Here is a 23,262-nt window from a genome sequence, read left to right on the forward strand (position 1 = left end):
CTCAGCAGGCCTTCAGGGACGTGCCACCGTTGCGGTGCATCGCGGCCACGCTCAGGTAGCCCTTCTGGGCCGGTACGTACAGCCAGTACCCGCTGCGGTACTTGCCGATCGTGATGGACTTGCCCAGGCGTTGGCAGGTCGCGGTCACCTTGCTGCCGCTGCGCAGGAAGCGCACCTGCTTGGCCGCGGTCGTCGCACCCGAACGCACCCGGATCCCGGAGCCGGGCACGACCAGGGCCAACGAGGCGGACGCCGGAGCCGGCTTGGTCGGCTTGGCCGGCGGCCTGGGTTTGGCAGGAGGCGCCGGGGCCACGGGCGCTGTTGAACCGGCCCACAGCGCACTCACCAATCGTGCGGCCGACGTGCGTTCGCGGTTGTACCGACTGGGGTACGCCGATCGCTGGACGCTCTGGGCGACCCGACCCGGATCTTTGGTCGCCCAGGATCCTTTGGGATAGCGCTTGGTCATGGCCGACAGGAATCGGTGCGTGCTGTAGGCCGGACGGATGATCTGGGCCCTGCTGCCCCAGCCCATCGAGGGGCGCTGCTGGAACAATCCAAGGCTGTCCCGGTCACCGCCGAGGTAGTTGCGCAGACCTGTCTCGGTGATCGCGGTCATCAACGCGATCTTGCCGGCCTGGGGCGAGAGGCCTTCCGCCTTGACCTGGGCCAGAATCTGCCGGGCGCAGGACACCTGGTCGGCGCTGACACCGGCCAGTCCCGCCGAACGAATGGTGGGCGACAGCTTCGCAGCGAGCGCCTTGTCGGCGGCGGTCGCCCCACACGACTTGACCGGCGGTGGCCGCCACGCCTGGGCGGAAGGAGCGATCGCCGTGGAACCGACGGCGGAAGCGAGGACGACTGCGAGGGTGGCAGCGTGGCGGCGCATGGCCCCCATTAAAGCGCGACTTAGTCGTAGATGGGCACTTGTATCCCAACAATAACTATTGCACCAGCCGTCACATTTTCGACGGACCTGCGCTGCGCCGGCGTGTCGCGCGGTACTGAAAGCAGTACTAGGAGCTGATCAGTCCTTCTGACCCAGGTACTTCTCGACTCGTGACGATCGGTCGCAACCGGTCTGCCGGCGCCCACAACTGGGTCACGGTCTCGTCATCGGTGACCGCGATCAGCCACGCCTCCCACCGACCCGAACGCTTGCGCCAGGTCCCTACCAACGCGGGCGCAGGTCGATCCTGGACAAGGCTGCCGGACGCGCTCAGGCTTAGGCCCGGTCCGCTCAGCGCGGGTCCGTCGCATCCCGACCCAATATCGAGTTGTCGGATTAGCCCAGGTTGGCGCTCCAGGAGGCGGAGCCGGCGTGGCTGTTGCGGTAGTCGATGCGGCTCACTTTCGCATCTTTGTTCACGCCGAACATCATCCAACCAGAGACGCAGGAGCCCGCCGGCCGCACTGCGTCCCCTTCGACGTCGGACGGGTAGGTCGGCTGCGGAAAGTCCGTGGGTGCGGGCTTCACGTCGATGGCCTCGTACTCTCCGCTGTCCGTGTCCACTACGCGCCAAGGCGCCGGGCTGATATTGCCCGCTTCGGACCCAAGGCAGTTCCGCACCTTCACCGCCACGAAGTGCTGGTCGGCACCGATGAGCGAAGTCGTGCGAGCATTGGAGTTCTGCACCGACAGCACTGTGACTTTGCCTCCCTCGGCCGTGTTGAACGTGCCACCCACCGCGAGAGCCCCACTCGTCTCCGATGTGAAACTGGTAGTCGCCGTGGAGGCTGAGGTTGGGGACGTACTCGGCGGTGCTGAAGACTCCACCACGGTCTTGGTGACAACTTGCGTACTTCCTCCACTGCATCCAAAGAGGCCGATCAGCGGCAGGAATAGTCCAGTGGCCAACAGAACCCTTCGCATGAGTCGATCGTGGCACTACTTCAGCGCCCCCACATAGAATCCTCGGAAGCCGCGTAGACGCACGCCTGCCCTCTCCGCATGGCCACCCGCCCTCGACCATGTCGAACAGCAGACCCCACGGCACCAACCGTCGTATTCGCAGCGTGGGCAACGAGTCTTGGGTCGCGGAGTCGGGCTAGTCCTTCTGACCGAGGTACTTCTCGAAGCCCTTCGGCAGCTTCAGATTCGCCAGATCCGGCTCTTCCTCCGGCTGCCCGAAAGCGCCCTCGAGGGCACGGGTCCGCGCGTCCGCGGCCTTCTTCGCGGCCACCTGCTCCTGCTGGGCCCGCTTGGCCGGGTTGCCGCTCTTACCCTTCTTGGCCTGCTGCTTGCCGCGCTTGGGAGCGCCGCCGCCGAGCCCGGGCATCCCCGGCATGCCGGGCATTCCCCCGCCGCGGCGCATCTGGCGCATCATCTTCTGCGCCTGGGTGAAGCGCTCCAGCAACTGGTTGACCTCGGAGACCGAGACACCCGATCCGCGCGCGATCCGGGCCCGGCGCGAGCCGTTGATCTGCTTGGGATGGGTGCGCTCGAACGGCGTCATGGAACGCACCATGGCCTCGACCCGGTCGAACTCGCGCTCGTCCAGGGAGTTGAGCTGATCCTTCATCCCGGCCATGCCGGGCATCATCCCCAGCAGCGCCTTGAAGTTGCCCATCTTCTTGATGGCCGCCATCTGCTGGAGGAAGTCATCGAAGGTGAAGTCCTCCTCCTCCATGAACTTGCGCGCCATCTCGGCGGCCTGGCGCTTGTCGAACGCCTTCTCGGCCTGCTCGATCAGCGTCAGCACGTCGCCCATATCGAGGATCCGGGAGGCCATCCGGTCCGGGTGGAAGACCTCGATGTCCTTGACCTGCTCACCGGTGGAGCTGAACATGATCGGTCGACCCGTCACCGACGCGACCGACAAAGCGGCACCACCACGAGCGTCACCGTCGAGCTTGGACAGCACGACGCCGGTGAAGTCGACGCCCTCGGAGAAGGCCAGCGCCGTCTCGATCGCGGCCTGGCCGATCATTGCGTCGATGACGAAGAGGACCTCATCGGGCTGGATGGCGTCGCGGATGTCGCGGGCCTGCTGCATGAGGTTCTCATCGACGGCCAGCCGGCCGGCCGTGTCCACGATGACCACGTCGTACTGGCGCACCTTGGCCTGGGCCACACCGGCCTGGGCGACCCAGACGGGGTCGCCGTAGGAGCGGGTGCCTTCGACCTCATCCGCAACGACGTCGTGTCCGCCGATATTGCCCCGCTCCGGCGCGAAGACCGGGACGCCGGCGCGGTCACCGACGACTTCCAACTGGGTGACGGCGTTCGGTCGCTGCAGGTCGGCGGCGACAAGGACCGGGAAGTGCCCCTGGTCGCGCAGGAAGCGCGCGAGTTTGCCGGCGAAAGTCGTCTTACCCGAACCCTGCAGACCGGCCAGCATGATGACGGTCGGCCCGGACTTGGCCAGTTGCAGGTTGCGGGTCTGACCGCCGAGGATCGCGATGAGCTCCTCGTTGACGATCTTCACGACCTGCTGGGCGGGGTTCAGTGCACCGCTGACCTCCGCGCCTAGGGCGCGCTCGCGCACGCGGCCCGTGAACTCCCGCACCACCGGGGTCGCGACATCCGCGTCGATCAGCGCGAGGCGGATGTCGCGGATGGTCGAGTTGATGTCCGACTCGGACAACCGGCCCTTGCCGCGCAGGTTCTTGAACGTCGAGGTAAGACGATCCGACAGAGTGTTGAACACGAGGTTCAGGGTATCTTCCAGGCCCCGCGGGTCAGGAATCGCGAACCGTCACGCCGGCACCGGACCGTCGCAGGCGTCGATGAGCGCCGCGATCACCTGGGCCACCTGGGGCGGGGTGACTGGCTGGCCCCCCGCGGCGGTGACGTAGAAGGTGTCCAGGGTCTGCCCGGCGTACGTCGCGACATGGGCCGAGCGCACCCCGAGCCCGAACCGGGCGAAGGTCATACCGATATCGCGCAACAGGCCGGGCCGGTCCTGCGATCGCACCTCGATAACGGTCGCCTCGGCGGACGCACCGGGAATGACGGTGGCGCGCGTGCCGGCGGTCGCCGGCGCCGCGGTCCTGCGTCGGCGCTCGAGTGAACGTAACGACGAACGGTCGCCGCGGGACAGCGCGCTGAGGCCGCGCTGCAGGTTGGTTGCCAGGGGCAGATCACCCGAGGGTGCTTCGATCTCCCAGGTGTTCACGGCGACCCCGTCGATGGTGCGCACCCGGGCGGACCGGACCTGGACGCCGGCGGCCGACAGCAACCCGGCTGAATCGGCGAACAGGCCCAACCGGTCGCGATCGGCGATCTCGATCCGGGCGCCCGCGGCGGTGGCGACCACATCCACACTGGGCACACCGTTGGCCAGGTCACGCAGCACCTGCGGGTTGAGCTCCTGGTCGATGTCAGCGGGTTCGGCCGCGATGACGTGCCGATCACCGAGCGCCACCCGGGCGTGCTCGGTCAACTGCTCGGTCAACGAGGCGCGCCACTGGGTCCAGGCCCGCGGGCCGGCCGCGATCGCGTCGGCCTGGGTGAGGGCCCGCAGCAACTCCAGGATGTCGCGGCGTTCCTCGACGGCTGCCACCAGTGCGCTGACGGTCTGCGGGTCGTGCGGGTCGCGTCGGGTTGCCAGATCGACCAGGGACAGGTGCTCGCGCACCAGCAGTTCGATGACGTCGACGTCATCGCGGGGGAAACCCATCCGGCGGGCGATGTTGGCCGCGACCGGCGCACCCTCGACCGCGTGGTCGTGCACCCCGGAGATCTTGCCGATGTCGTGCAGCAGAGCAGCGACCAGTAGCAGGTCGGGCCGCTCGACGTCGACCCGCAGATCAGCGGCCTCCACGACCGTCTCGATCAGGTGGCGGTCGACGGTGTGCCGGTGAATCGCATTGCGCTGCGGGCGACTTCGCACCGCACGCCACTCCGGGATCCACGTGCCGATCACCCCGCCGAGGTCGAGGGACTCCCACACCTGGGTCAGACCGGGGCCGGCCGCAAGCAGGTCCACGAACGCATCGCGGATCTCCGGCTCCCACGGGACGCTGGGTGGTTCGAGGCCGTTGGACAGGTTGGTCAGGGTGGCCGGGGCCAGCGGGATGCCACGGCGGGCGGCTGCGCGCGCGGCACGCAGCAAGAGCAGCGGCGTCGGGCGGGTCGTGAAACTCGGACCGAGCACGATCTCCGCGTCGTGTTCGAACAGCCCGTACCCGACCGGGGACAGGACGGGGCGACGCGGCCCGATCCGCGGCGTACGGGCGCGTTGGGATTGCTGGGCACGGCGCGCGGTGCCGTCCAAGGAGTAGCTGATCACCCGGGCGGACTGGACGACCTCGGTCAGCAGGGCGTCCGGATCCGGATGCCCCAGGAGGGCGGCAACCGCGTCCTGATCCTCGCGGCCCAGGCGGTCCCGACCGCGCCCCGTGGCCACGTGCAGTGCGTCACGTACGTCGAGCAAGGTGTTGTACGCCGCGTCGACCTCCCCGTGCGGACGGTCCGAGAGCCACGCAGCAGTGAGAGCTTTCAAGACGGTCATGTCGCGCAAACCACCGCGGCCCTCTTTGATATCGGGCTCGATCGAGGTGGTCAGGTCACCGTGCCGTTCGTGCCGGCGACGGGTTGCTTCAATCAGTTCGGGCAGCCGTTTGCGGGCATTGGCGCGCCAGTCGTGGGCGATCATCTGCCGCACCCCGGAGACCAGCACGGGATCGCCGGCAACCCAGTCGATGTCGAGCATCCCGACGGCGGCGGTGAGATCACCGCTGGCCGCGCCCCGGCATTCGGACATCGTGCGCACGCTGTGATCGAGCCGGACACCGGCGTCCCACACGGGATACCAGATCCGGTCCGCGAGCGCGGTGATGACCTCCGGACGCAACGAGCGGCCGTCGTGCAACAGCACCAGGTCGTAGTCGGACAGCGGTCCGCCGTCACCGCGGGCGAAGCTCCCGACGGCGGCCAGAGCGACACCGTCCTGCGAACCAGAGTGCAGCGGCCGGATCGCTTCGTCCCACAGGCCGCCGAGCCACTGCCGGCCATAAGCGGCCAAGCGCGTCCGACGCGCCTCGCCGGCACCCGGACGTGTGAAGTCGCGAGTGCCGGCGAGGTCGAGACGCTCTGTCATGTGGTCCGCGTGGGTACTCATGACAGCCTCTCTATTGCGGTTGTCGGATGGGTGGTGCAGGGCACCGCGTCAGAGCGCGGTGGGACCCTTCTCACCCGTCCGAACGCGGACTACCTCCTCGACAGGAACGATCCACACCTTGCCGTCGCCGATCCGGCCGGTCTGAGCGGCCTTCACGATCACGTCGACCACGTTGGCGGCGTCAGCGTCGTCGACGATGACTTCCAACCGGGTCTTGCTGACGAAGTCGACGTTGTACTCGGCGCCGCGGTAGACCTCGCTGTGACCGCGCTGGCGGCCGTAGCCGCTGGCCTCGCTCACGGTCATCCCGGCGATGCCGTAGGACTCCAGGGCCTCCTTGACCTCGTCCAGCTTGAACGGCTTGATGATGGCGGTGACCAGTTTCATGCCTTCGCTCCTTCTTCGTGGGCGAACGTGGCGACGGTACCGAAGGAGGTAGTCGCCAGGTCGTACGCAGTTTCTGCGTGCTCAGTCTGGTCGATACCTTGCGTTTCGTCGTCCTCGGAGATCCGCCAACCCATGGCGTACTTCAACACCGTCGCGATGATCGCCGTCATGATCGCCGTGAAGAGCAGCGCCGCACAGGCGATGATTAACTGCACGATCAACTGCTTCCACTGACCGTAGAAGAGGCCGGTGCCACGGGCCAGGAAGCCCAGGGAGATGGTGCCCCAGAAACCCGAGACCAGGTGGACGCCGACGACGTCCAGGGAGTCGTCGTACCCGAACTTGTACTTCAGACCGATGGCGAAGGCGGACAGGATGCCCGCGATCGCACCCACGGCGATCGAGCCCCACGGCGTCACGTTGCCACAGGCCGGGGTGATGGCCACCAGGCCGGCCACGATGCCCGAGGCGGCGCCCACGGAGGTGGCGTGCCCGTCCCGGAACTTCTCCACCAGCAGCCAGGCGATCATCGCGGCGCAGGTCGCGGTGGTCGTGTTGACCCAGACCAGACCGGCCGACTCGTTCGCGGCCAGCGCCGAACCGGAGTTGAACCCGAACCAGCCGAACCACAGGATGCCCGCGCCGAGCATGACCAGCGGCACGTTGTGCGGGCGCATGGCCACCTTGCCGAAGCCGATGCGCTTACCCAGGAAGAGACACAGCACCAGACCGGCCATACCGGCGTTGATGTGCACGACGGTTCCACCCGCGAAGTCGATCGGGGCCACTGATGCCACATCACCCGTCGTACCGAACAACTTGGCGGCGATACCGTCCTTCGAGCCGCTCAGCAGGCCGCCGCCCCAGACCATGTGGGCCAGCGGGAAGTAGACCAGGGTGACCCACAGGACCGAGAAGACCAACCAGGTCGAGTACTTCACGCGATCCGACAGCGAACCGCTGATCAGGGCCACGGTGATGGCGGCGAACGTGAACTGGAAGCCCACGAACACCAGCGTGGGTACGCCGGTCGCGGTGTAGGCCAGCGACGCGTCCGCCCCCGGCGCGCCGGGCAGCAGATCCTTCAATGCCCACAAGTCGAAGGGGTTGGCGAAGATGCCACCAACGTTGTTGGGGCCGAAGGACATCGAGTAGCCCCACAGCACATAGATGATGCCGATGACGCCGAAGGCGCCGAACGACATCATGATCATGTTCAGGACACCCTTGGATCGGTTCAGGCCGCCGTAGAACAGGGCCAGACCGGGGATGGTCATGAACAGCACCAACGCGGCTGACGTCAGCATCCACGCGGTGTTACCGGTGTCGAGTGTCGGCGTATCTGCCGCCACAAGTGATAGTGCGCTCATGGGGCAGAACAATCGCAAGGCCGCATTTCACCCGAACGTGTCGTGTGTTAACACTGTGTTGCGAAGTGCCGTTGCACACTGGAGGGGTGCTCGCACCGCGTCTGACCAGCCCCGTTGCGATCTCCCGACCTGTGTTGGCGCCTGCTCGCCGGGTGCACGATGTGATCCGCCACCGTGCCGCTCTGGCCCTGCGTTCGAGGGTCGCCGGAGACCATGCTGCGGAGCGGGCCGGCGCCATCTGGGGCGCCGAGGGTGAGCGCTGGTTCACGCCGGAGGATCCGATCTGGCGGGTGCACCTGGACGCATCGATGTTCCTCGGCGGGATCCGCGCCCTGCTGCTGCAGTCGCTGCACCCGTTGGCGATGGCCGGGGTCGACCAGCACTCGCGATACCGCGACGACCCGTGGGGGCGCCTGCAGCAGACCAGCGCGTACATCTCGACCACGACCTTCGGGACCACCGCCGATGCCGAGCGGTTGATCGCCCGGGTCCGGGGTATGCACCGCCGGGTGCGCGGCACCGCTGACGACGGGCGCGCGTACGCCGCGAGCGACCCGCATCTGCTGATGTGGGTGCACCTGGCGGAGACCGAGAGCTTCCTGACGTGTTACCAGACGTACGGCGCGAGCCCGCTCTCGGCGTACGACGCGGATCGGTATGTCGCCCAGGCCGGCTCGATCGCGACCCGGCTGGGTGTCATCGACCCCCCGCAGTCCGTCGCCGAACTCACGGCGGCGCTGGAGGCCTTCACCCCCGAACTGGCCAGCACTCCGGCCGCGCGTGAGACGTTGCGCTTCATCGCAGCGGACCCGCCGATGCCGCTGGCCGTGCGCCCGGGATATCTCACGTTGGTCGCCGGCGCGCTCGGCACGTTGCCTGCCCACGCCCGCCGGCTGCTCGGGGTCCGGTTGCTCCCGGGTGGCGCCGTGCCGTTGCGGAGTGCGGGTCAGGTCGGGGTCGGGCTGATCCGGTGGATGCTGTCCGATCCGATGGTGCGCACCGACCGCCGCCAGGACCGTTCAGTTCAGGACGGCGACCGCTCAGTTCAGGACGGCGTCCACGAAGGCTGACGGGTCGAACGGCGCCAGGTCATCCGGACCTTCGCCCAGGCCGACCAGCTTGACCGGGACGCCCAGTTCGCGCTGCACGAGTACGACGATGCCGCCCTTGGCGGTGCCGTCCAGTTTGGTGAGCACCACCCCGGTCACGTCGACGGCCTCACTGAAGATGCGGGCCTGCTGCATACCGTTCTGACCGGTGGTCGCATCCAGCACCAGCAGGCATTCGTCGATCGGGCTCTGCTTCTCCACGACCCGCTTGACCTTGCGCAGCTCGTCCATCAGGCCGACCTTGTTGTGCAACCGGCCGGCGGTGTCGATCAGCACCACGTCGGCGTGCTGTTCGTTGCCCTCCTTGACCGCATCGAAGGCCACCGCTGCGGGGTCGGCCCCTTCCTTGTCGGAGCGGACGGTGGGCACACCGACGCGGGCCCCCCAGGTCTGCAACTGATCGGCGGCGGCCGCGCGGAAGGTGTCGGCGGCGCCGAGCACCGGCTGCTTGTCCTGGGCGACCAGGACCCGCGCGAGTTTCCCGACGGTGGTGGTCTTGCCGGTGCCGTTCACGCCGACGACCATCAGCACGGCCGGGCGGTCCCCGACGCGGGTCGCGGCGATCCGGCGGTCCATCGACGGGTCCACCAATGTGAGCAGTTCGGTGTGCAGCCAGTCGTGCAGTTGCTCCGGCGTGGGGGTGCCTTCCACAGCCACCCGGGAGCGCAACCGGTCGACCAGCTCCGTGGTGGCCGACGCGCCGAGGTCGGCGCCGAGCAGGACATCCTCGACCTCTTCCCAGTCGGCATCGGACAGCTCGCCCTTGGCCAGCAGGCTCAGCAGGGTCTTGCCGATGGCCGAGTTGGACCGGGCCAGGCGCCCGCGCAATCGGCCCATCCGGCCGACGGCGGACTCCGGCTTCTCGACCGCCGGGGCCCGCGCGGCCTGGTCGGCACGCAGTTCCGCGGTGTCCGTTGCCGCAGTAGCCAGCACCGACTGGTCGGCAGTGCCCTGCGCGCCCGGCGCATCCTCGACGACGACACCTTCGACCGTCGGTTCGTCGAGCACTACCTCATCGACGACTACCTCATCGACTATTACCTCATCGACCACTACCTCGTCGGCTGCTGCGCTGCCGCCGGCTGCCGTTTCGGTGGGTAGGTCCTTCACGGGCACGTGCTGCTGCGGCTCCGCCACCTTGCTGAAGTCGATCGTGCTGGCCGGTGCCGCCTGATAGGTGTTCGCCCCGCGGCGTTGCGCATCCTTCGCCGACGGCAGCGTCGAGGTCGACTCCCCCCTCTCCTGGGTCGGTGGCAACGTCGGGGCCGAGGTCGAACGGCTGCTGCCACGACGCAGGAACGTCACGCCGACGGTGAGCGCGAGGAGAACGAGGAGTGTGATGACGGTGAGGATCACCCAGAGACTGTCCACCCGCCCATCATGACAAACGAGCGACCAGCGCCGCTCGGCCCGATCACCCGCTGGCCGACGCCACACCCATTACCAGGACCTGCACGGGAATCCCCAGGATCACCAGGCAGAATAGGACCATGGTCTGGTTGATTCTCGCCCTGCTGCTCTGTGTCGCCCTGGCGGCCGCGGTGGTCGCGGTCGTAGCCATTCCCGCCCGCCGCGAGGGCCGGGAGATCCTGACCGATCGAGCCGAGGAACTGGTCTCCACGGTGACATCGAAGACGGAGAAGGTGACCGAGAAGGTGCTGCGCCGGGATGGCTCCAGCGCCGAGGCCGAGACCGAGACCGAGCTTGAACCGAAGGTCACCCAGCACGGTCGACCCATCCGGCGCCGGGCCGGCGACTCCGGCAACTCGGACTCACCCGCCGCATAACCTGCGCGTGTGACTGACACCACTTCTGCGGCCCACGGCGTGGACCGCGACCGAATCCGTCATATCGCGCAGGCCCTGGCGCCGTATCAACTTCGCGGCGGCCTGCCGGACTGGACCTTCCAGGTCTCGCGTCGCGGCCAGGTGGTCGCAAGCCTGGGCAGCGCAGGACAGACCGGGGCTGCGCGTGCGCTCGACAACGCGATCTATCGGATCTACTCGATGACCAAGCCGATCACCTCGGTGGCAGCGATGATGCTCTACGAGCAGGGCAGCCTGGATCTGAATGCCCCTGTCTCGGCGTACATCCCGTCGTTTGCCGATCTGCGCGTGTACGCCGGGGGGCCGGCGACCGCGCCCGTCACCCATCCGGCGGCGCGGCCGATGCTGATCAAACACCTGCTGACGCACACCTCCGGGCTGACCTACGGGTTCCACCGCACCCACGTCACCGACGAGATCTACCGGCTCGCCGGTTACGAGTTCAATCCGGCCGACAAGGACCTCGCGACCGCGTGCGATGCCTTCGCTGCGATGCCACTGCGGTTCGAGCCGGGCACCAGTTGGCTGTACAGCGTCGCGACCGATGTCCTCGGGCGCGTTGTCGAGGTCGCCTCCGGACGGTCGTTGGACTCCTTCTTCTCCGAGGAGATTCTCACCCGGCTGGGGATGACCGACACTGCCTTCCACGCGGTCGACCCATCCCGGCTGGCAACACTGCACCTGCACACCCCCGACGGTGCGCGGATCCTGGAGAAGTTCGGGCCCGACCCAGCGTCCACGCCGAAGTTCCTGTCGGGAGGTGGCGGCCTGTACTCGACCATGGCCGACTACCAGCGGTTCGCCGACTTCCTGCTGGGCGGCGGCGGATTGGACGGCACACGGTTGCTGAGCTCGCGGACGCTGGATTTCATGACCACCAACCACCTGCCCGGTGACGCCGACCTCGAGGAGTTCGGCGTCCCGCTGTATGCCGAAACTCCGTTCACCGGAGTGGGTTTCGGACTCGGCTTCTCGGTGACCCTGGACCCGGTGGCAACCGGCATCGCGTCCTCCCCCGGCGAGTACGGCTGGGGCGGCCTGGCATCGACGTACTTCTGGATCGACCCGATCGAAGACCTCACCGCGATCTTCATGACCCAACTGATCCCGTCCTCTGCCCTGCCGATCCGACCGCTGCTGAAGCAGATCACCTACGCAGCGTTGGTGGACTGATCGGCTCAGTCGTTCGTCCGCCGTTCGTCCGCATTCTCCGGACGCCGGCTTACTCGGATAAGTAGACTCCACCACGGCCGGAACCCCCTCCGGGCCCGACAGGAGACCGCTATGGCCACCAGGCCGACCATCGCCGACATCGCCCGCGAACTGCAGATCTCGAAGGCGGCGGTCTCTTACGCCCTGAACGGACAACCCGGCGTGGGGGAACAGACGCGCCAACGAGTCCTTGACGTCGCCCGGAATCTGGGCTGGCAGCCCAGCGCGAGCGCACGGGCCCTCGGCGGCTTTCACACCAAGGTCATCGGGCTTGCTCTGGCCCGACCGGCGCAGACGGTTGCGATCGAATCGTTCTTCATCCGGTTCCTGGTGGGGGTGGAAACCGCTCTGGCCAAACGGGATTGGAGTCTTCTGCTACGGATCATCGGTGACCATCCCGACCAGGAGGTCGAGGTATATCGCAAGTGGTGGGGCGAGGGCCGCATCGATGGGGTGATCCTGGTCGACGAGCGGCACCGCGATCCGCGCATCACCGCCGTCGATGAGCTCGGGCTACCCGCCGTGCTGTGCGGGGGTCCGCGTCGTGACACGACGATGCCGTGTTTGTGGACCGACCAGGCCGCCGACGCCGAGACGCTGACGGACTATCTCGCGGGACTTGGTCACCGGCGCATCGCGCATATCGCGGGCCCGCGCGAGTTTGCGCACGAACGTGGTCGGCAACGGGGAATGCAACGGGCTGCAGCGCGGCATGGCCTGGACCTGCTGAGCCGGTCGGCGGCCTACGACGCCGCGGCGGCAGTGCAGGCGACCCGTTCGCTGATGGCCGATCCCACCACCGCACCGACGGCCATCGTGTACGCCAATGACCTCAACGCCGTCGCCGGACAACGAGAGCTCGAGAACGCCGGGTTCACTGTGCCACAGGATGTTTCAGTGATTTCCTGGGACGACTCCCCGTTGACCGAGATGGTCGCAACCCCCATCACGGCGCTGGCTCGTGAGACCGAGGCGTACGGCGAGCAGGCGGCCACCGTCCTGCTGGATCGCATCGCGGGAGTAGACCGGGGCCGGGTGCGCGTGACGCCGTCCGACATCGTCATCCGGGACAGCACCGGGCCGGCCCGCGCCGCGCGCTGAGCCCGTTCGGTCCTCCACTTACCCGGTTAACAATTCGATAACGGCGATTTGTTGGGTCTGGCAACTTAACCGGGTAAGTGTTGTGATGTAGATCTCACTGCGGCGACGGGGCCGCGGACTCAGCAGGAGGACTCTTGTGAAAGTACGTCTCATCACGGCGGTCGCGGTGTCGGCGGCCCTCGTCGGAATCGCCGGCTGCGGAAGCGGATCCAGTTCAAGCAGTGGCAGCGGCGGCAGTGGCACCACGTTGACCTACTGGGCCAGCAACCAGGGCGCGTCGTTGCAGGACGACCAGAAGGTCCTGCAGCCGGAACTGGACAAGTTCCAGAAGCAGACCGGGGTCAAGGTCAACCTGCAGGTGATCGGCTGGCCCGACCTGCAGAACAAGATCCTCGCGGCCACCACCTCCGGCAACGGACCGGACGTGCTGAACATCGGAAACACCTGGGCGCCCTCGCTGCAGGCGACCGGTGCCTTCCTGCCGTTCGGGGACGCGGAGTTCAAAGCGATCGGGGGCAAGGACAAGTTCGTGCCGGCGTCACTGGCGACCGGCGGAATGGCCGGCAAGGATCCGACCTCGGTGCCGCTGTATTCGCTGGTCTACGGCCTCTACTACAACAAGAAGATGTTCGCCGACGCCGGACTGAAGCCTCCGACGACGTGGGAGGAATTGCAGGACGCGGCCAAGAAGCTCACCGACAAGAGCAAGGGCGTCTACGGCATGGCCATGGAGGGCGGCAGCTACACCGAGGGCGTGCACTTCGCCTTCATCTTCGGTCAGCAGCAGGACTCCAACCCCTTCACCACCGACGGCAAGGCGGACTTCACCTCTGCCGGTCAGGTCCAGGGCGTCAAGCAGTACGTGGATCTGATGGCTGACGGCGTGGTCAATCCGAGCAGCGCGCAGTACAAGAACGGCCCGGAGGCACCCGGTGACTTCGCCAAGGGCAAGGCCGCCATGCTGATGAGCCAGAACAACGCCGACAACACCCTGGTCGCCGACGGGATGAAGTCCGACGAGTACGGCGTCGTGGCGATTCCTGCTCCGGCGAACGCCCCGAAGAACACCGCCAGCTTCGTGGCCGGCATCAACCTGTCGGTGTTCAAGAACACCAAGAACAAGGACGCGGCGTTGAAGTTCGTCAACTTCATGACCAGCGAGGAGGAGCAGAAGATCTTCGACAAGCCCTTCGCCGCCCTGCCGGTCCTGAAGGGCGTGACACCGAACTTCACGGACAACGCTGATGAGGCCAAGACCTTCCAGGAGATCTTGAACACCCGCGCTGTCCCCCTGCCGCTCGTGCCCAACGAGGCCGCTTACGAGACGAATGTCGGCAACGCCGTGGTTCAGCTGACCGCCCAGGCGGCGACGGGCAAGGCCCCCAGCGATGACGACATCAAGGCCGCTCTGCAGAAGGCCCAGGACACGATGGCGGCCGCCGGCTGACATGTCGGTCTCCGTTCAGCGAGCCGGCGGGCGGCGTCCCGGCCGCCGGCTCGCCCCCTATCTGCTCATCCTTCCGGCGGTCCTGCTCGAACTGTTGATCCACATCATCCCGATGCTCGTCGGGGTGTGGATGTCCTTCGTGGATCTGACCCAGTTCTACATCGCCAACTGGTCCGAGGCGCCCTACCACGGCCTTACCGCCTACCGCATCGCGTTGGACGTGTCCTCCCCCGTCGGCAAGGGTCTGGCCCACTCCTTCCTCATCACCGCGGCGTACACCCTTCTGGTGCTTGGGGTTTCGTGGAGTTTCGGAATGTCCGCGGCATTGGTCGTGCACCGCAGTTTCCGTGGCCGCGGGTTCTTCCGGACGTTGTTCCTGGTGCCCTACGCCATGCCCATCTACGCCGGCATCATCACCTGGAGCTTCATGTTGCAGCGCGACAACGGCCTGGTGAATCACGTCCTGAAGTCGGTCGGGCTGACTGACGGCAACACCTTCTGGCTGCTGGGCGGTAATGCCTTCTGGTCAGCGGTTGTCGTCGCCATCTGGCGCTCGTGGCCGTTCGCCTTCCTGATGCTGCTGGCCGGTCTGCAGAACGTGTCCGAGGACCAGTACGACGCAGCGTCGGTGGATGGTGCCTCGGTCTGGCAGCAGGTCCGCTACATCACCATGCCCGCGTTGCGGTCGGTGAATGTGGTGTTGATCCTGATGCTCTTCCTGTGGACGTTCAACGACTTCAACACCCCGTTCGTCCTGTTCGGTTCCCAGCCGCCGAGCAGCGCCGATCTGGTGTCCATCCACATCTACGGTGCGTCCTTCATCAACTGGAACTTCGGACTCGGCTCGGCGATGTCGGTGCTGTTGCTGTTGTTCCTGCTGGTGGTCACCGCGTGCTATCTGCTCATCGTCAACCGGAGGTCGCGTCGTGCGTGAGCCCTTGTCTTTCAGGATCTTTCGGGTGGTGGTGCTCTTCGTCCTGGGCCTGATCGTCCTGGTGCCGTTGTGGGTCATGGTGACCGGCGCGATCAAACCACTGGGTGACGTCCAGGGCGAGTTCGAATGGTGGCCCAGCCACCCGACGCTGCAGCCGTTCAAGGACATCTGGCAGACCGTCCCCCTGGCCAAATACTTCACCAACAGCCTGATCGTGTGCAGCGTCGCGACCGTGTTCAGCGTGCTGATCGCGATCCTGGCGGGCTACGCGGTCTCCCGGTGGCGCTTCCGGGGTCGACGCCTGTTCACCGGCACGATCCTGTCCACCCAGATGTTCCCGGGAATCCTGTTCCTGCTGCCGCTGTTCCTGATCTTCGTCAACCTGGACAAGGTGTTCGGGACGACGGTGTTCTACCAGACCCGCCTCGGCCTGATCGTCACCTATCTGACGTTCACGCTGCCGTTCTCGATCTGGATGCTGGCGGGCTACTTCGACGGCATTCCTCGTGAACTCGACGAAGCGGCCAAGGTGGACGGTGCCGGCACCATGCGCACCCTGTGGCAGGTCATCCTGCCGGCAGCCAGGCCGGGGGTGATCGCCGTAGCCGTCTACGCCTTCATGACCTCCTGGGGCGAGATCCTGTTCGCCTCCCAGATGACCAACACCGATACCCAGACGCTGTCCATCGGCCTGCAGAGCTACTCCACGCAGATCAACGTCTACTGGAACCAGGTGATGGCCGCCTCGCTGGTCGTGAGCGTGCCCATCGTCGTGGCCTTTCTGCTCTTGCAGCGCTATCTGGTGGCCGGCCTGACCGCAGGAGCCGTGAAGTGAGCACACCTATGACCCGGTCCGTACCCCGGCCCTCGGCCTGCGTCCGATCCACCGACGGCCGACCCCTGGTCTGGTTGGGGGTCAACTTCTGGTCACGCAGCGGCGGACCGTTCATGTGGCATTCCTACGACGCCGGTCTTGTCCGGACCGAACTGCGCACCCTGCACGAGCATGGCCTCGGCGTGACCAGGTCGTTCCTGTTCTGGCCGCACGCGGTCCCCGAGCCCGGTGTGCTCGACCAGGACGTCCTGGACCGGTTCGCTGATTTCCTGGACGCCCACCAGGAACTGGGGATGCAGACCATCCCGACCTTTCTGGTCGGGCACATGTCCGGGCAGAACTGGGACCCGGCGTGGCGAGCAGGCCGGGACCTGTACGGCGACGTGTGGATGGTGGCCCAACAGGCCTGGTACATCGAGGCGGTGACCGAGCGGTTCGCCGACCACCCCGCGATCGGCGGTTGGCTGATCAGCAACGAGATGCCCAACTACGACCGCTCCGCCGACCGGGCGACCGTGTCCTCATGGGCACGGATCGTGGCGAACGCCGTACGAGCCGGTGGTGGTGACCAGCCGCTCTCCTTCGGTGATGGCGCCTGGGGCGTCGAGGTGACCGGCGCCGACAACGGCTTCAGTGTGCGCGACCTGGCGGCGTTGAGTGACTTCGTCGGTCCGCACGTCTACCCGATGGGAGACGACCCCGTCCGGCAACATCTACGCGCGGCGTTCATCTGCGAATTGACCTCTGTCGCAAACCTTCCCGTGGTGCTTGAGGAGTTCGGCGTCACCAGCGACTTCACCAGTGACGAGCACGCGGCCGACTACTACCGACAGGTGCTGCACCTGTCCCTGCTTGCCGGGTCGACCGGTTGGTTGGCATGGAACAACACCGACTTCGACAACCTCGGGGATCTCGACCCGTACCGTCACCAACCGTTCGAGCAGCACTTCGGTCTCACCGACGTGACCGGAGAGCCCAAACCGCAGTTGATTGAAATGCGCCGCTTCGCAGAGATCCTCGACGCCATCGACCTGCCCCGGTGCCGACGGGTGCCCAGTCCGGTAGCCCTGCTGGTCAGTGCCTATCTGGATGCACCGGACAACTGGTTCGTCGATCCGGTGCATCGCACCGATGTGTTCCGCCACGCCGAGCAGGCGTACATCGCGCTGCGGGAGGCAGGGATGGCGCCGGCCGTCATCCGCGAAGCCGACGGTCTGCCCGCGGAACCCGCCCTGTGGATCCTGCCGTCGACCAAGGCCGTCACCACCCCGACCTGGCGCCGGCTGCGCGAGCTGGCCGCCTCTGGCGCAACGGTTTTCGCGTCGTACGGCACGGGGGACGCAACAGCCCAGCGCGGCCCCTGGTGGACCGGGATGGAGCCGCTTTTCGGCGCACGCCACACCTTGAGTTACGGACTGGTCGAGCCGGTTCTCGACGATGAGGTGGTGGTGCACTTCGACGAGGACTTCGGCGACATCGCCGCCGGAGAGACCGTGCGCATTCCCGTGGCGGGTACAGCGGACGGCCGGGCGATCCTGCCGGTCGAGCCGACCGATGCGATCGTGGTGGCACGGGACCAGCACGGGCGGCCTGTGTTGCTGCGCGCGGCGCGCGGTGAAGGGCAGGCCGTGCTGTGCACCCTTCCACTGGAGTACTTCGCCGCCAGCCGTGCGCGGGCCAACCCCGATCCGACCTGGCGCATCTACCGGGCGCTGGGTCTGCTCGCCGGCTTACCCGACCAGCCCGCAGGCGCCGATCCGCGAGTCATGACCGATCGCCTCAGCCACGAGGACGGTCGCGAATTTCACTGGTACGTCAACGCTTCCGACGAGCCCGTGACCTATGACCCCGATCCGGATCTGACCACGCTGCAGGGCGGTTCGGTGACCGGTCAACGCACCCTCGCGCCGTACGGCGTCGACGTCCTGATCCACCCCATCACCCCAGGAGCCTCATCGTGACCCACCCCCTACCCGCCGGTTTCGTGTTCGGAGCGGCGACCGCGTCGTACCAGATCGAAGGGGCGGTGGCCGAGGGCGGACGGACACCGTCCATCTGGGACACGTTCAGTCATACGCCAGGTCGCACCTTCAACGGTGACACCGGCGACGTGGCCTGTGATCACTACCATCGCTGGGCCGAGGACGTGGAGTTGCTGGACCAGTTAGGGGTAGACGCCTACCGCTTCTCGCTGGCCTGGCCGCGAATCCAGCCGGACGGCACCGGCGTCGGTAACACCGCCGGTCTGGACTTCTATGACCGGTTGGTCGACGGGTTGCTTGATCGCGGCATCACCCCGGTTGTGACGCTGTACCACTGGGATCTGCCCCAAGCGCTGGAAGACGCCGGCGGCTGGCGGATGCGCTCCACCGCAGAGCGATTCGCGCAGTACACGCAGATCGCCCACGATCGCCTCGGGGATCGGGTGAAGGATTGGATCACCCTCAACGAGCCGTGGTGTTCCTCGATGCTCGGCTACGGCACCGGCCGGCACGCACCCGGGGCGAGGGAAGGTGACGGTGCACTCGCCGCGGCGTACCACCTGGCGCTCGGACACGGCCTCGCGACACAGGTGCTGCGCTCCGACGTGACCGCCCGGGTGGGGGTCACCCTCAACCTGCAGCCGGTCCAGCCGGCCAGCGATAGCGCCCAGGACCAAGCAGCGGCCGAGCGAGCCCTGATGAACTCCAACCTGCTGTTCACCGACCCGATCCTGGCGGGCCGCTATCCGGCCCTCGCACGCGAAACCTACGCTCCCATCACGGACTTCGGCTGGCTGCGCGATGAGGATCTGCCGGTGATCAGCGCACCCCTGGACTTCCTCGGAGTGAACAACTACTTCCCGAGCCGGGTCGAAGCGGTCGGCTATGACGAACCCGACCCGGCACGGCGGACCGCCACCGACCTCGGTATCCACGATGTCATCGACCCGCGCGGTGAGACCACGCAGATCGGCTGGCCCGTCGAGGCCGATGGATTGCGGCGGTTGCTGGTATGGCTGCGGGACAACTACCCGACGTTGCCGCCGATCTACATCACGGAGAACGGGCGGGCCTGCGATGACGTCATCGCACCGGACGGAAGCGTCGATGACCCTGATCGGGTGCGCTACCTACACGAGCACCTCGACGCTGTCGCAGCGGCGGTCGCCGAGGGCGTCGACGTGCGCGGCTACTTCTGCTGGTCGCTGCTGGACAACTTCGAGTGGGCCGAGGGGTACCGGATGCGATTCGGGCTGGTCTACGTCGACTACCCGACGCAGCGCCGGATCCCGAAGACCAGTTTCCGCTGGTACCGCGACCTGATCGCGGCGCAACGAACGAGCGCCGTCGCCTGATCAGGCGGGTTGTACGTCCCGGATCCGTTGCGACACAACGGTGGTCACACCATCCCCACGCATGGAGACACCGTAGAGCGCGTCGGCGACCTCCATCGTGCGCTTCTGGTGGGTGATCACGATCAGCTGGCTGGAGTCGCGCAGCTCCTCGAACAGCGTGATCAACCGGCCCAGGTTGGCGTCGTCCAGAGCGGCCTCGACCTCGTCCATGATGTAGAACGGGCTGGGCCGGGCCTTGAAGATCGATACCAGCAACGCCACTGCCACCAAGGAGCGTTCACCACCGGACAGCAGCGACAGCCGCTTGATCTTCTTGCCCGGCGGACGCGCCTCGACCTCGATGCCGGTGGTGAGCATGTCGTCCGGATCCGTCAGCACCAGGCGGCCCTCGCCACCGGGGAAGAGCCGGGAGAACACCCCCTCGAACTGCTCGGCGGTGTCGACGAAAGCATCCGCGAACGCCTGCTGCACCCGCTGGTCGACCTCGGCCACGATGTCCAGCAGGTCTGCCTTGGATTTCTTGAGGTCTTCCAGCTGCTCGGTGAGGAACTTGTGCCGCTCCTCCAGCGCCGCAAACTCCTCCAACGCCAACGGATTGACCCGCCCCAGCTGCGACAGCCGCCGCTCCGCCGAGCGCAACCGCTGCTCCTGGGCGGCCCGCTCGAAGGGGATCGGCTCGGGCAGATCATCGGCACCCTCGTCCGGTCCGGGGATGTGCGCGATGAGTTGGTGCGGGCCGAACTCCTCGACCAGCACGTCGGGTTCGATACCGAGCTCCTCAACGGCCCGCGTCTGCATCGCTTCGATCCGCAACCGCTGCTCGGCGCGCGCCACTTCGTCGCGGTGGACCGTGTCGGTCAACTCCCGCAGCTGGTCGCCGATCGCCGCGACGGCCGAGCGCTGCTCCCGCAGGGCGGTGTCCCGCACCGTGCGGGCGGCCTCTGCTTCCTCCCGTTGGATCTTCGCGACGGTCAGGACGGTGTCGACCAGTCCCTTGGTCTGCCGGCACCCGTGCTGTACGGCGCGTGCCACGGTGGCCTGTGCCTCCCGTCGCGCTCTGGCCTGGCGGGCACGTTCGCGGGCACGCAGTTCGGACTCGGCAGCGGCCTCCAGGCCATCGACGCGCTCCTTCAACGAACGCGCCTGCTCCTCACGGGTGCGCAGGTTCAGCCGTTGGTCGGTCTCGGCGGACCGTGCGGCAGCCGCCTCGACGGCCAACCGGTCGCGCTCGTCGGTGCTGGGTTCGGCCAGGTCATCGCCATCAGCCTGCGCATCGGCCAACCGCTGCTCCAGATCGGCCAACTCGGTGCGATGGGCGGTCACGGCCTCCTGCGCCTGGGTGCGGGACTGCTCCAACCGGGCGCGCTCCCCCGTCACGCCCCGAATGACCTGTCCGAGCCGGCCGAGTTGCTCCGCGATGGCCGCCATGCGGGCATCGGACTCGCCGAGCCTGGAGAGGGCGGCCTCCGCTGCTTCGCTGTGCTCCTGGACCTTCGCACGCAGTCCCGTGCTGGCGAAGCGGGCCTGCTCAGCACGGGCAGTGGCCTCGTCCAGCGCCGTCTGTGTTTCGTCGACCGCTGCCTGGATCTCCAGCAGACTCGGTGCACCGGCCGATCCGCCCCGGACGAACCGCCGGGCGAACACGTCCCCGTCCAGCGTCACAGCAGTCAGCGAGTCGTCCTGCCGCACAACAGCTTTCGCGACATCGACCGAATCCACCAGCACCACGTCGCGCAGCAACTGATCCACGACCCCCGCGACCTCCGGGGCAGCGGTCACCGCCGCGAGAGCGGGACGTGCGCCGTCGGGAAGGTGAGACGGGGCAGCCACGGTGGGGGTCGGCGTACCGGAAATCACCAATCCGGCGCTGCCGGCTTCCTCGCGACGCAACCGCCCGACGGCCTGACCGGCGGTCTCCAGATCCGCGACGAGGATCGCGTCGGCGGCCCAGCCCAGAGCGGCAGCGATCGCCGCCTCGGAGCCGGACTCGATGGTCAGTTGCTCGGACAACCGCCCGGCGATCCCGTCGGCGTCGTCCGCGGCGAGCAAGTGCGCGGCACCGTCGGTGCGTCGCAGACCGAGAGACAGCGCATCCAGACGCGCCTGCAGGCTGGAGCGGTCCCGGTCAGCAGTGCGCTCGGCCTCGAGAGCTTCCTCCAGGGCCGCGGCCGCCTCGACCCGCTTGGCCTCGGCCGCCTCGTAGACAGTGTCCAGATCGGCCTCACCCTGCTCGTCGGCGGCGATGCCCGCCTCGAGTTCGGCGTACTCGCGCTCGGCGTCGGCGAGCCGTTGCGCGATGTCGGCCTCCGACGCGTCGAACCGGTCCAACTCCCCCTGTGCCGCATCGATCCGGCTGTGCCGGGCAGCAACCTGACCCTCGAGTTTCGCCAAACCTTCGCGACGGTCGGCGATCGCCCGGGCGACCCGCTGCAGCCGCTGCTGCTCCTCCTGGTGCGCCTGCTCCAGATCGGTGCGGCGTTGCACCGCCGCTTCCAAGGCCGCTGCCGCGCGGTCGATCTCACCACCGAGACGCTCGTGGTCCTCACGCAACCGGGCGGCCTGCTCACGCAACTTCTCCGGATCACGACCGGAGGACTGCTGTTCGCTGGCCTCGTGCTCGGCCAGGAGCCGCACCCGCTCTGCGGCCAGCGAACCGGTCGCGGCGACGCGCTCGGCCAGGGCGTTCGCGGCGTACCACCGGGCGGCTGCCTGATCCACGGCGGGCGCCTGCTGGGCCGCTTCAGCCTCCAACGCCTCGAGGCGTCCCTTGGCCGTGACCAGTTGCGCCTCGACCGCGTGCTGACGCTGCAACACCGCCTGCTCGTCGGCCACCTCCTGCTCCAGGGTGCTGGTCAACTGGACCAGATCATCGGCAAGCAGCCGCAGCCGGGCGTCCCGGACCTCCGCCTGGATGGTCGCTGCCCGGCGCGCGGTCTGCGCCTGGCGACCCAGCGGCCCCAACTGACGGCGGATCTCGGCGGTCAGATCGGTAGCGCGGGCCAGGTTGGTTTCCATCGCATCGAGTTTGCGCAGGGCCCGCTCTTTGCGCTTGCGGTGCTTGAGCACCCCGGCGGCTTCTTCGATGAAACCGCGCCGCTCCTCCGGGGTGGCCCGCAGCACGGCATCCAGCTGCCCCTGCCCGACGATGACGTGCATCTCCCGGCCGATACCGGAGTCGGACAGCAGTTCCTGGATGTCCAGCAGCCGGCAGGAGGTGCCGTTGATCGCGTAGTCCGAGCCGCCACCCTTGAACATCGTCCGGGTGATGGTCACCTCGGTGTAGTCGATGGGCAGCGCACCATCGGAGTTGTCGATGGTCAGCGACACCTCTGCCCGGCCCAGCGCAGCCCGGCCCGGGGTTCCGGCGAAGATGACATCCTCCATCTTGCCGCCGCGCAGACTCTTGGCGCCCTGCTCACCCATGACCCAGGCCAGGGCATCGACGACGTTGGACTTGCCGGAGCCGTTGGGGCCCACGATGCAGGTGATACCCGGCTCAAGGCGCATCGAGGTCGCCGAGGCGAACGATTTGAAGCCCTTCAGGGTCAGGTTCTTGACGTACAACGACAGCCCGTCTCGTGCGATGGCGACAATCCTTCGGGGTGAGCCTAATGCGGGCAGGGCCCGGCAGCGGTGACC

The 23,262-nt window shown here is 67.4% G+C and carries 17 protein-coding genes; 9 read left to right on the forward strand and 8 right to left on the reverse strand.

From position 1 onward, the window contains the following. Position 1: 1 nt before the first annotated feature. From AZH51_RS16730 to AZH51_RS16755, 6 genes are all read right to left on the reverse strand, one after another. Positions 2-889 (reverse strand): hypothetical protein, encoded by an 888-nt coding sequence (locus AZH51_RS16730; RefSeq protein ID WP_291525991.1) that lies wholly within the window; start codon positions 887-889, stop codon positions 2-4. A 396-nt stretch (positions 890-1,285) separates the two neighbouring features. Then, complete coding sequence (locus tag AZH51_RS16735; RefSeq protein WP_291525992.1) at positions 1,286-1,687, reverse strand: hypothetical protein; 402 nt, start codon at positions 1,685-1,687, stop codon at positions 1,286-1,288. A gap of 361 nt (positions 1,688-2,048) precedes the next feature. Next, complete coding sequence (gene ffh, locus AZH51_RS16740) at positions 2,049-3,650, reverse strand: signal recognition particle protein (protein WP_291525993.1); 1,602 nt, start codon at positions 3,648-3,650, stop codon at positions 2,049-2,051. Positions 3,651-3,698: 48 nt separating this feature from the next. Further along, a complete protein-coding gene (locus tag AZH51_RS16745) occupies positions 3,699-6,065 on the reverse strand; it encodes a [protein-PII] uridylyltransferase (RefSeq protein ID WP_291525994.1) in 2,367 nt (788 codons plus the stop codon). A gap of 48 nt (positions 6,066-6,113) precedes the next feature. Beyond that, positions 6,114-6,452 carry a P-II family nitrogen regulator gene (locus AZH51_RS16750; protein WP_291525995.1) on the reverse strand — a complete coding sequence of 113 codons (339 nt, stop codon included), beginning with the start codon at positions 6,450-6,452 and terminating at the stop codon, positions 6,114-6,116. Next, positions 6,449-7,822 carry an ammonium transporter gene (locus AZH51_RS16755; RefSeq protein WP_291525996.1) on the reverse strand — a complete coding sequence of 458 codons (1,374 nt, stop codon included), beginning with the start codon at positions 7,820-7,822 and terminating at the stop codon, positions 6,449-6,451. The genes AZH51_RS16750 and AZH51_RS16755 overlap by 4 nt, the downstream gene beginning before the upstream one ends. 86 nt (positions 7,823-7,908) lie before the next feature. Here AZH51_RS16755 and AZH51_RS16760 point away from each other — a divergent pair, with 86 nt between their 5' ends. After that, complete coding sequence (locus AZH51_RS16760) at positions 7,909-8,892, forward strand: oxygenase MpaB family protein (RefSeq protein WP_291525997.1); 984 nt, start codon at positions 7,909-7,911, stop codon at positions 8,890-8,892. Here AZH51_RS16760 and ftsY read toward each other — a convergent pair. Continuing rightward, a complete protein-coding gene (gene ftsY, locus AZH51_RS16765; protein WP_291525998.1) occupies positions 8,863-10,302 on the reverse strand; it encodes a signal recognition particle-docking protein FtsY in 1,440 nt (479 codons plus the stop codon). The two genes, AZH51_RS16760 and ftsY, sit on opposite strands and share 30 nt — an antisense overlap. A 119-nt stretch (positions 10,303-10,421) precedes the next feature. On the opposite strand from ftsY, the gene AZH51_RS16770 reads away from it, so the two are divergent. From AZH51_RS16770 to AZH51_RS16805, 8 genes are all read left to right on the forward strand, one after another. Further along, positions 10,422-10,718 carry a hypothetical protein gene (locus AZH51_RS16770; RefSeq protein ID WP_291525999.1) on the forward strand — a complete coding sequence of 99 codons (297 nt, stop codon included), beginning with the start codon at positions 10,422-10,424 and terminating at the stop codon, positions 10,716-10,718. 9 nt (positions 10,719-10,727) lie between these two features. Continuing rightward, complete coding sequence (locus AZH51_RS16775) at positions 10,728-11,930, forward strand: serine hydrolase (RefSeq protein ID WP_291526000.1); 1,203 nt, start codon at positions 10,728-10,730, stop codon at positions 11,928-11,930. Between the two features lie 111 nt (positions 11,931-12,041). Next, positions 12,042-13,070 carry a LacI family DNA-binding transcriptional regulator gene (locus AZH51_RS16780; protein WP_291526001.1) on the forward strand — a complete coding sequence of 343 codons (1,029 nt, stop codon included), beginning with the start codon at positions 12,042-12,044 and terminating at the stop codon, positions 13,068-13,070. A 136-nt stretch (positions 13,071-13,206) separates the two neighbouring features. Next, positions 13,207-14,517, forward strand: coding sequence for an ABC transporter substrate-binding protein (locus AZH51_RS16785; RefSeq protein WP_291526002.1), 1,311 nt, complete (start codon positions 13,207-13,209; stop codon positions 14,515-14,517). Position 14,518: 1 nt separating this feature from the next. After that, complete coding sequence (locus tag AZH51_RS16790; RefSeq protein ID WP_291526003.1) at positions 14,519-15,451, forward strand: carbohydrate ABC transporter permease; 933 nt, start codon at positions 14,519-14,521, stop codon at positions 15,449-15,451. 25 nt (positions 15,452-15,476) lie between these two features. Next, a complete protein-coding gene (locus AZH51_RS16795) occupies positions 15,477-16,286 on the forward strand; it encodes a carbohydrate ABC transporter permease (protein WP_291526004.1) in 810 nt (269 codons plus the stop codon). Further along, the gene (locus tag AZH51_RS16800; RefSeq protein ID WP_291526005.1) at positions 16,283-18,247 is read left to right on the forward strand and encodes a cellulase family glycosylhydrolase; all 1,965 of its coding nucleotides are present in this window, start codon (positions 16,283-16,285) and stop codon (positions 18,245-18,247) included. Before AZH51_RS16795 ends, AZH51_RS16800 begins: the two co-directional genes overlap by 4 nt. Next, positions 18,244-19,623 (forward strand): GH1 family beta-glucosidase, encoded by a 1,380-nt coding sequence (locus AZH51_RS16805; RefSeq protein WP_291526006.1) that lies wholly within the window; start codon positions 18,244-18,246, stop codon positions 19,621-19,623. Before AZH51_RS16800 ends, AZH51_RS16805 begins: the two co-directional genes overlap by 4 nt. Here AZH51_RS16805 and smc read toward each other — a convergent pair whose 3' ends face one another. Continuing rightward, complete coding sequence (gene smc / locus AZH51_RS16810) at positions 19,624-23,187, reverse strand: chromosome segregation protein SMC (RefSeq protein WP_291526007.1); 3,564 nt, start codon at positions 23,185-23,187, stop codon at positions 19,624-19,626. It lies immediately after the preceding gene. Positions 23,188-23,262 lie beyond the last annotated feature (75 nt).

The sequence above is a fragment of the Branchiibius sp. NY16-3462-2 genome (genome assembly GCF_001594145.1).
In the GTDB taxonomy this organism is placed as follows: Bacteria; Actinomycetota; Actinomycetes; order Actinomycetales; family Dermatophilaceae; genus Branchiibius.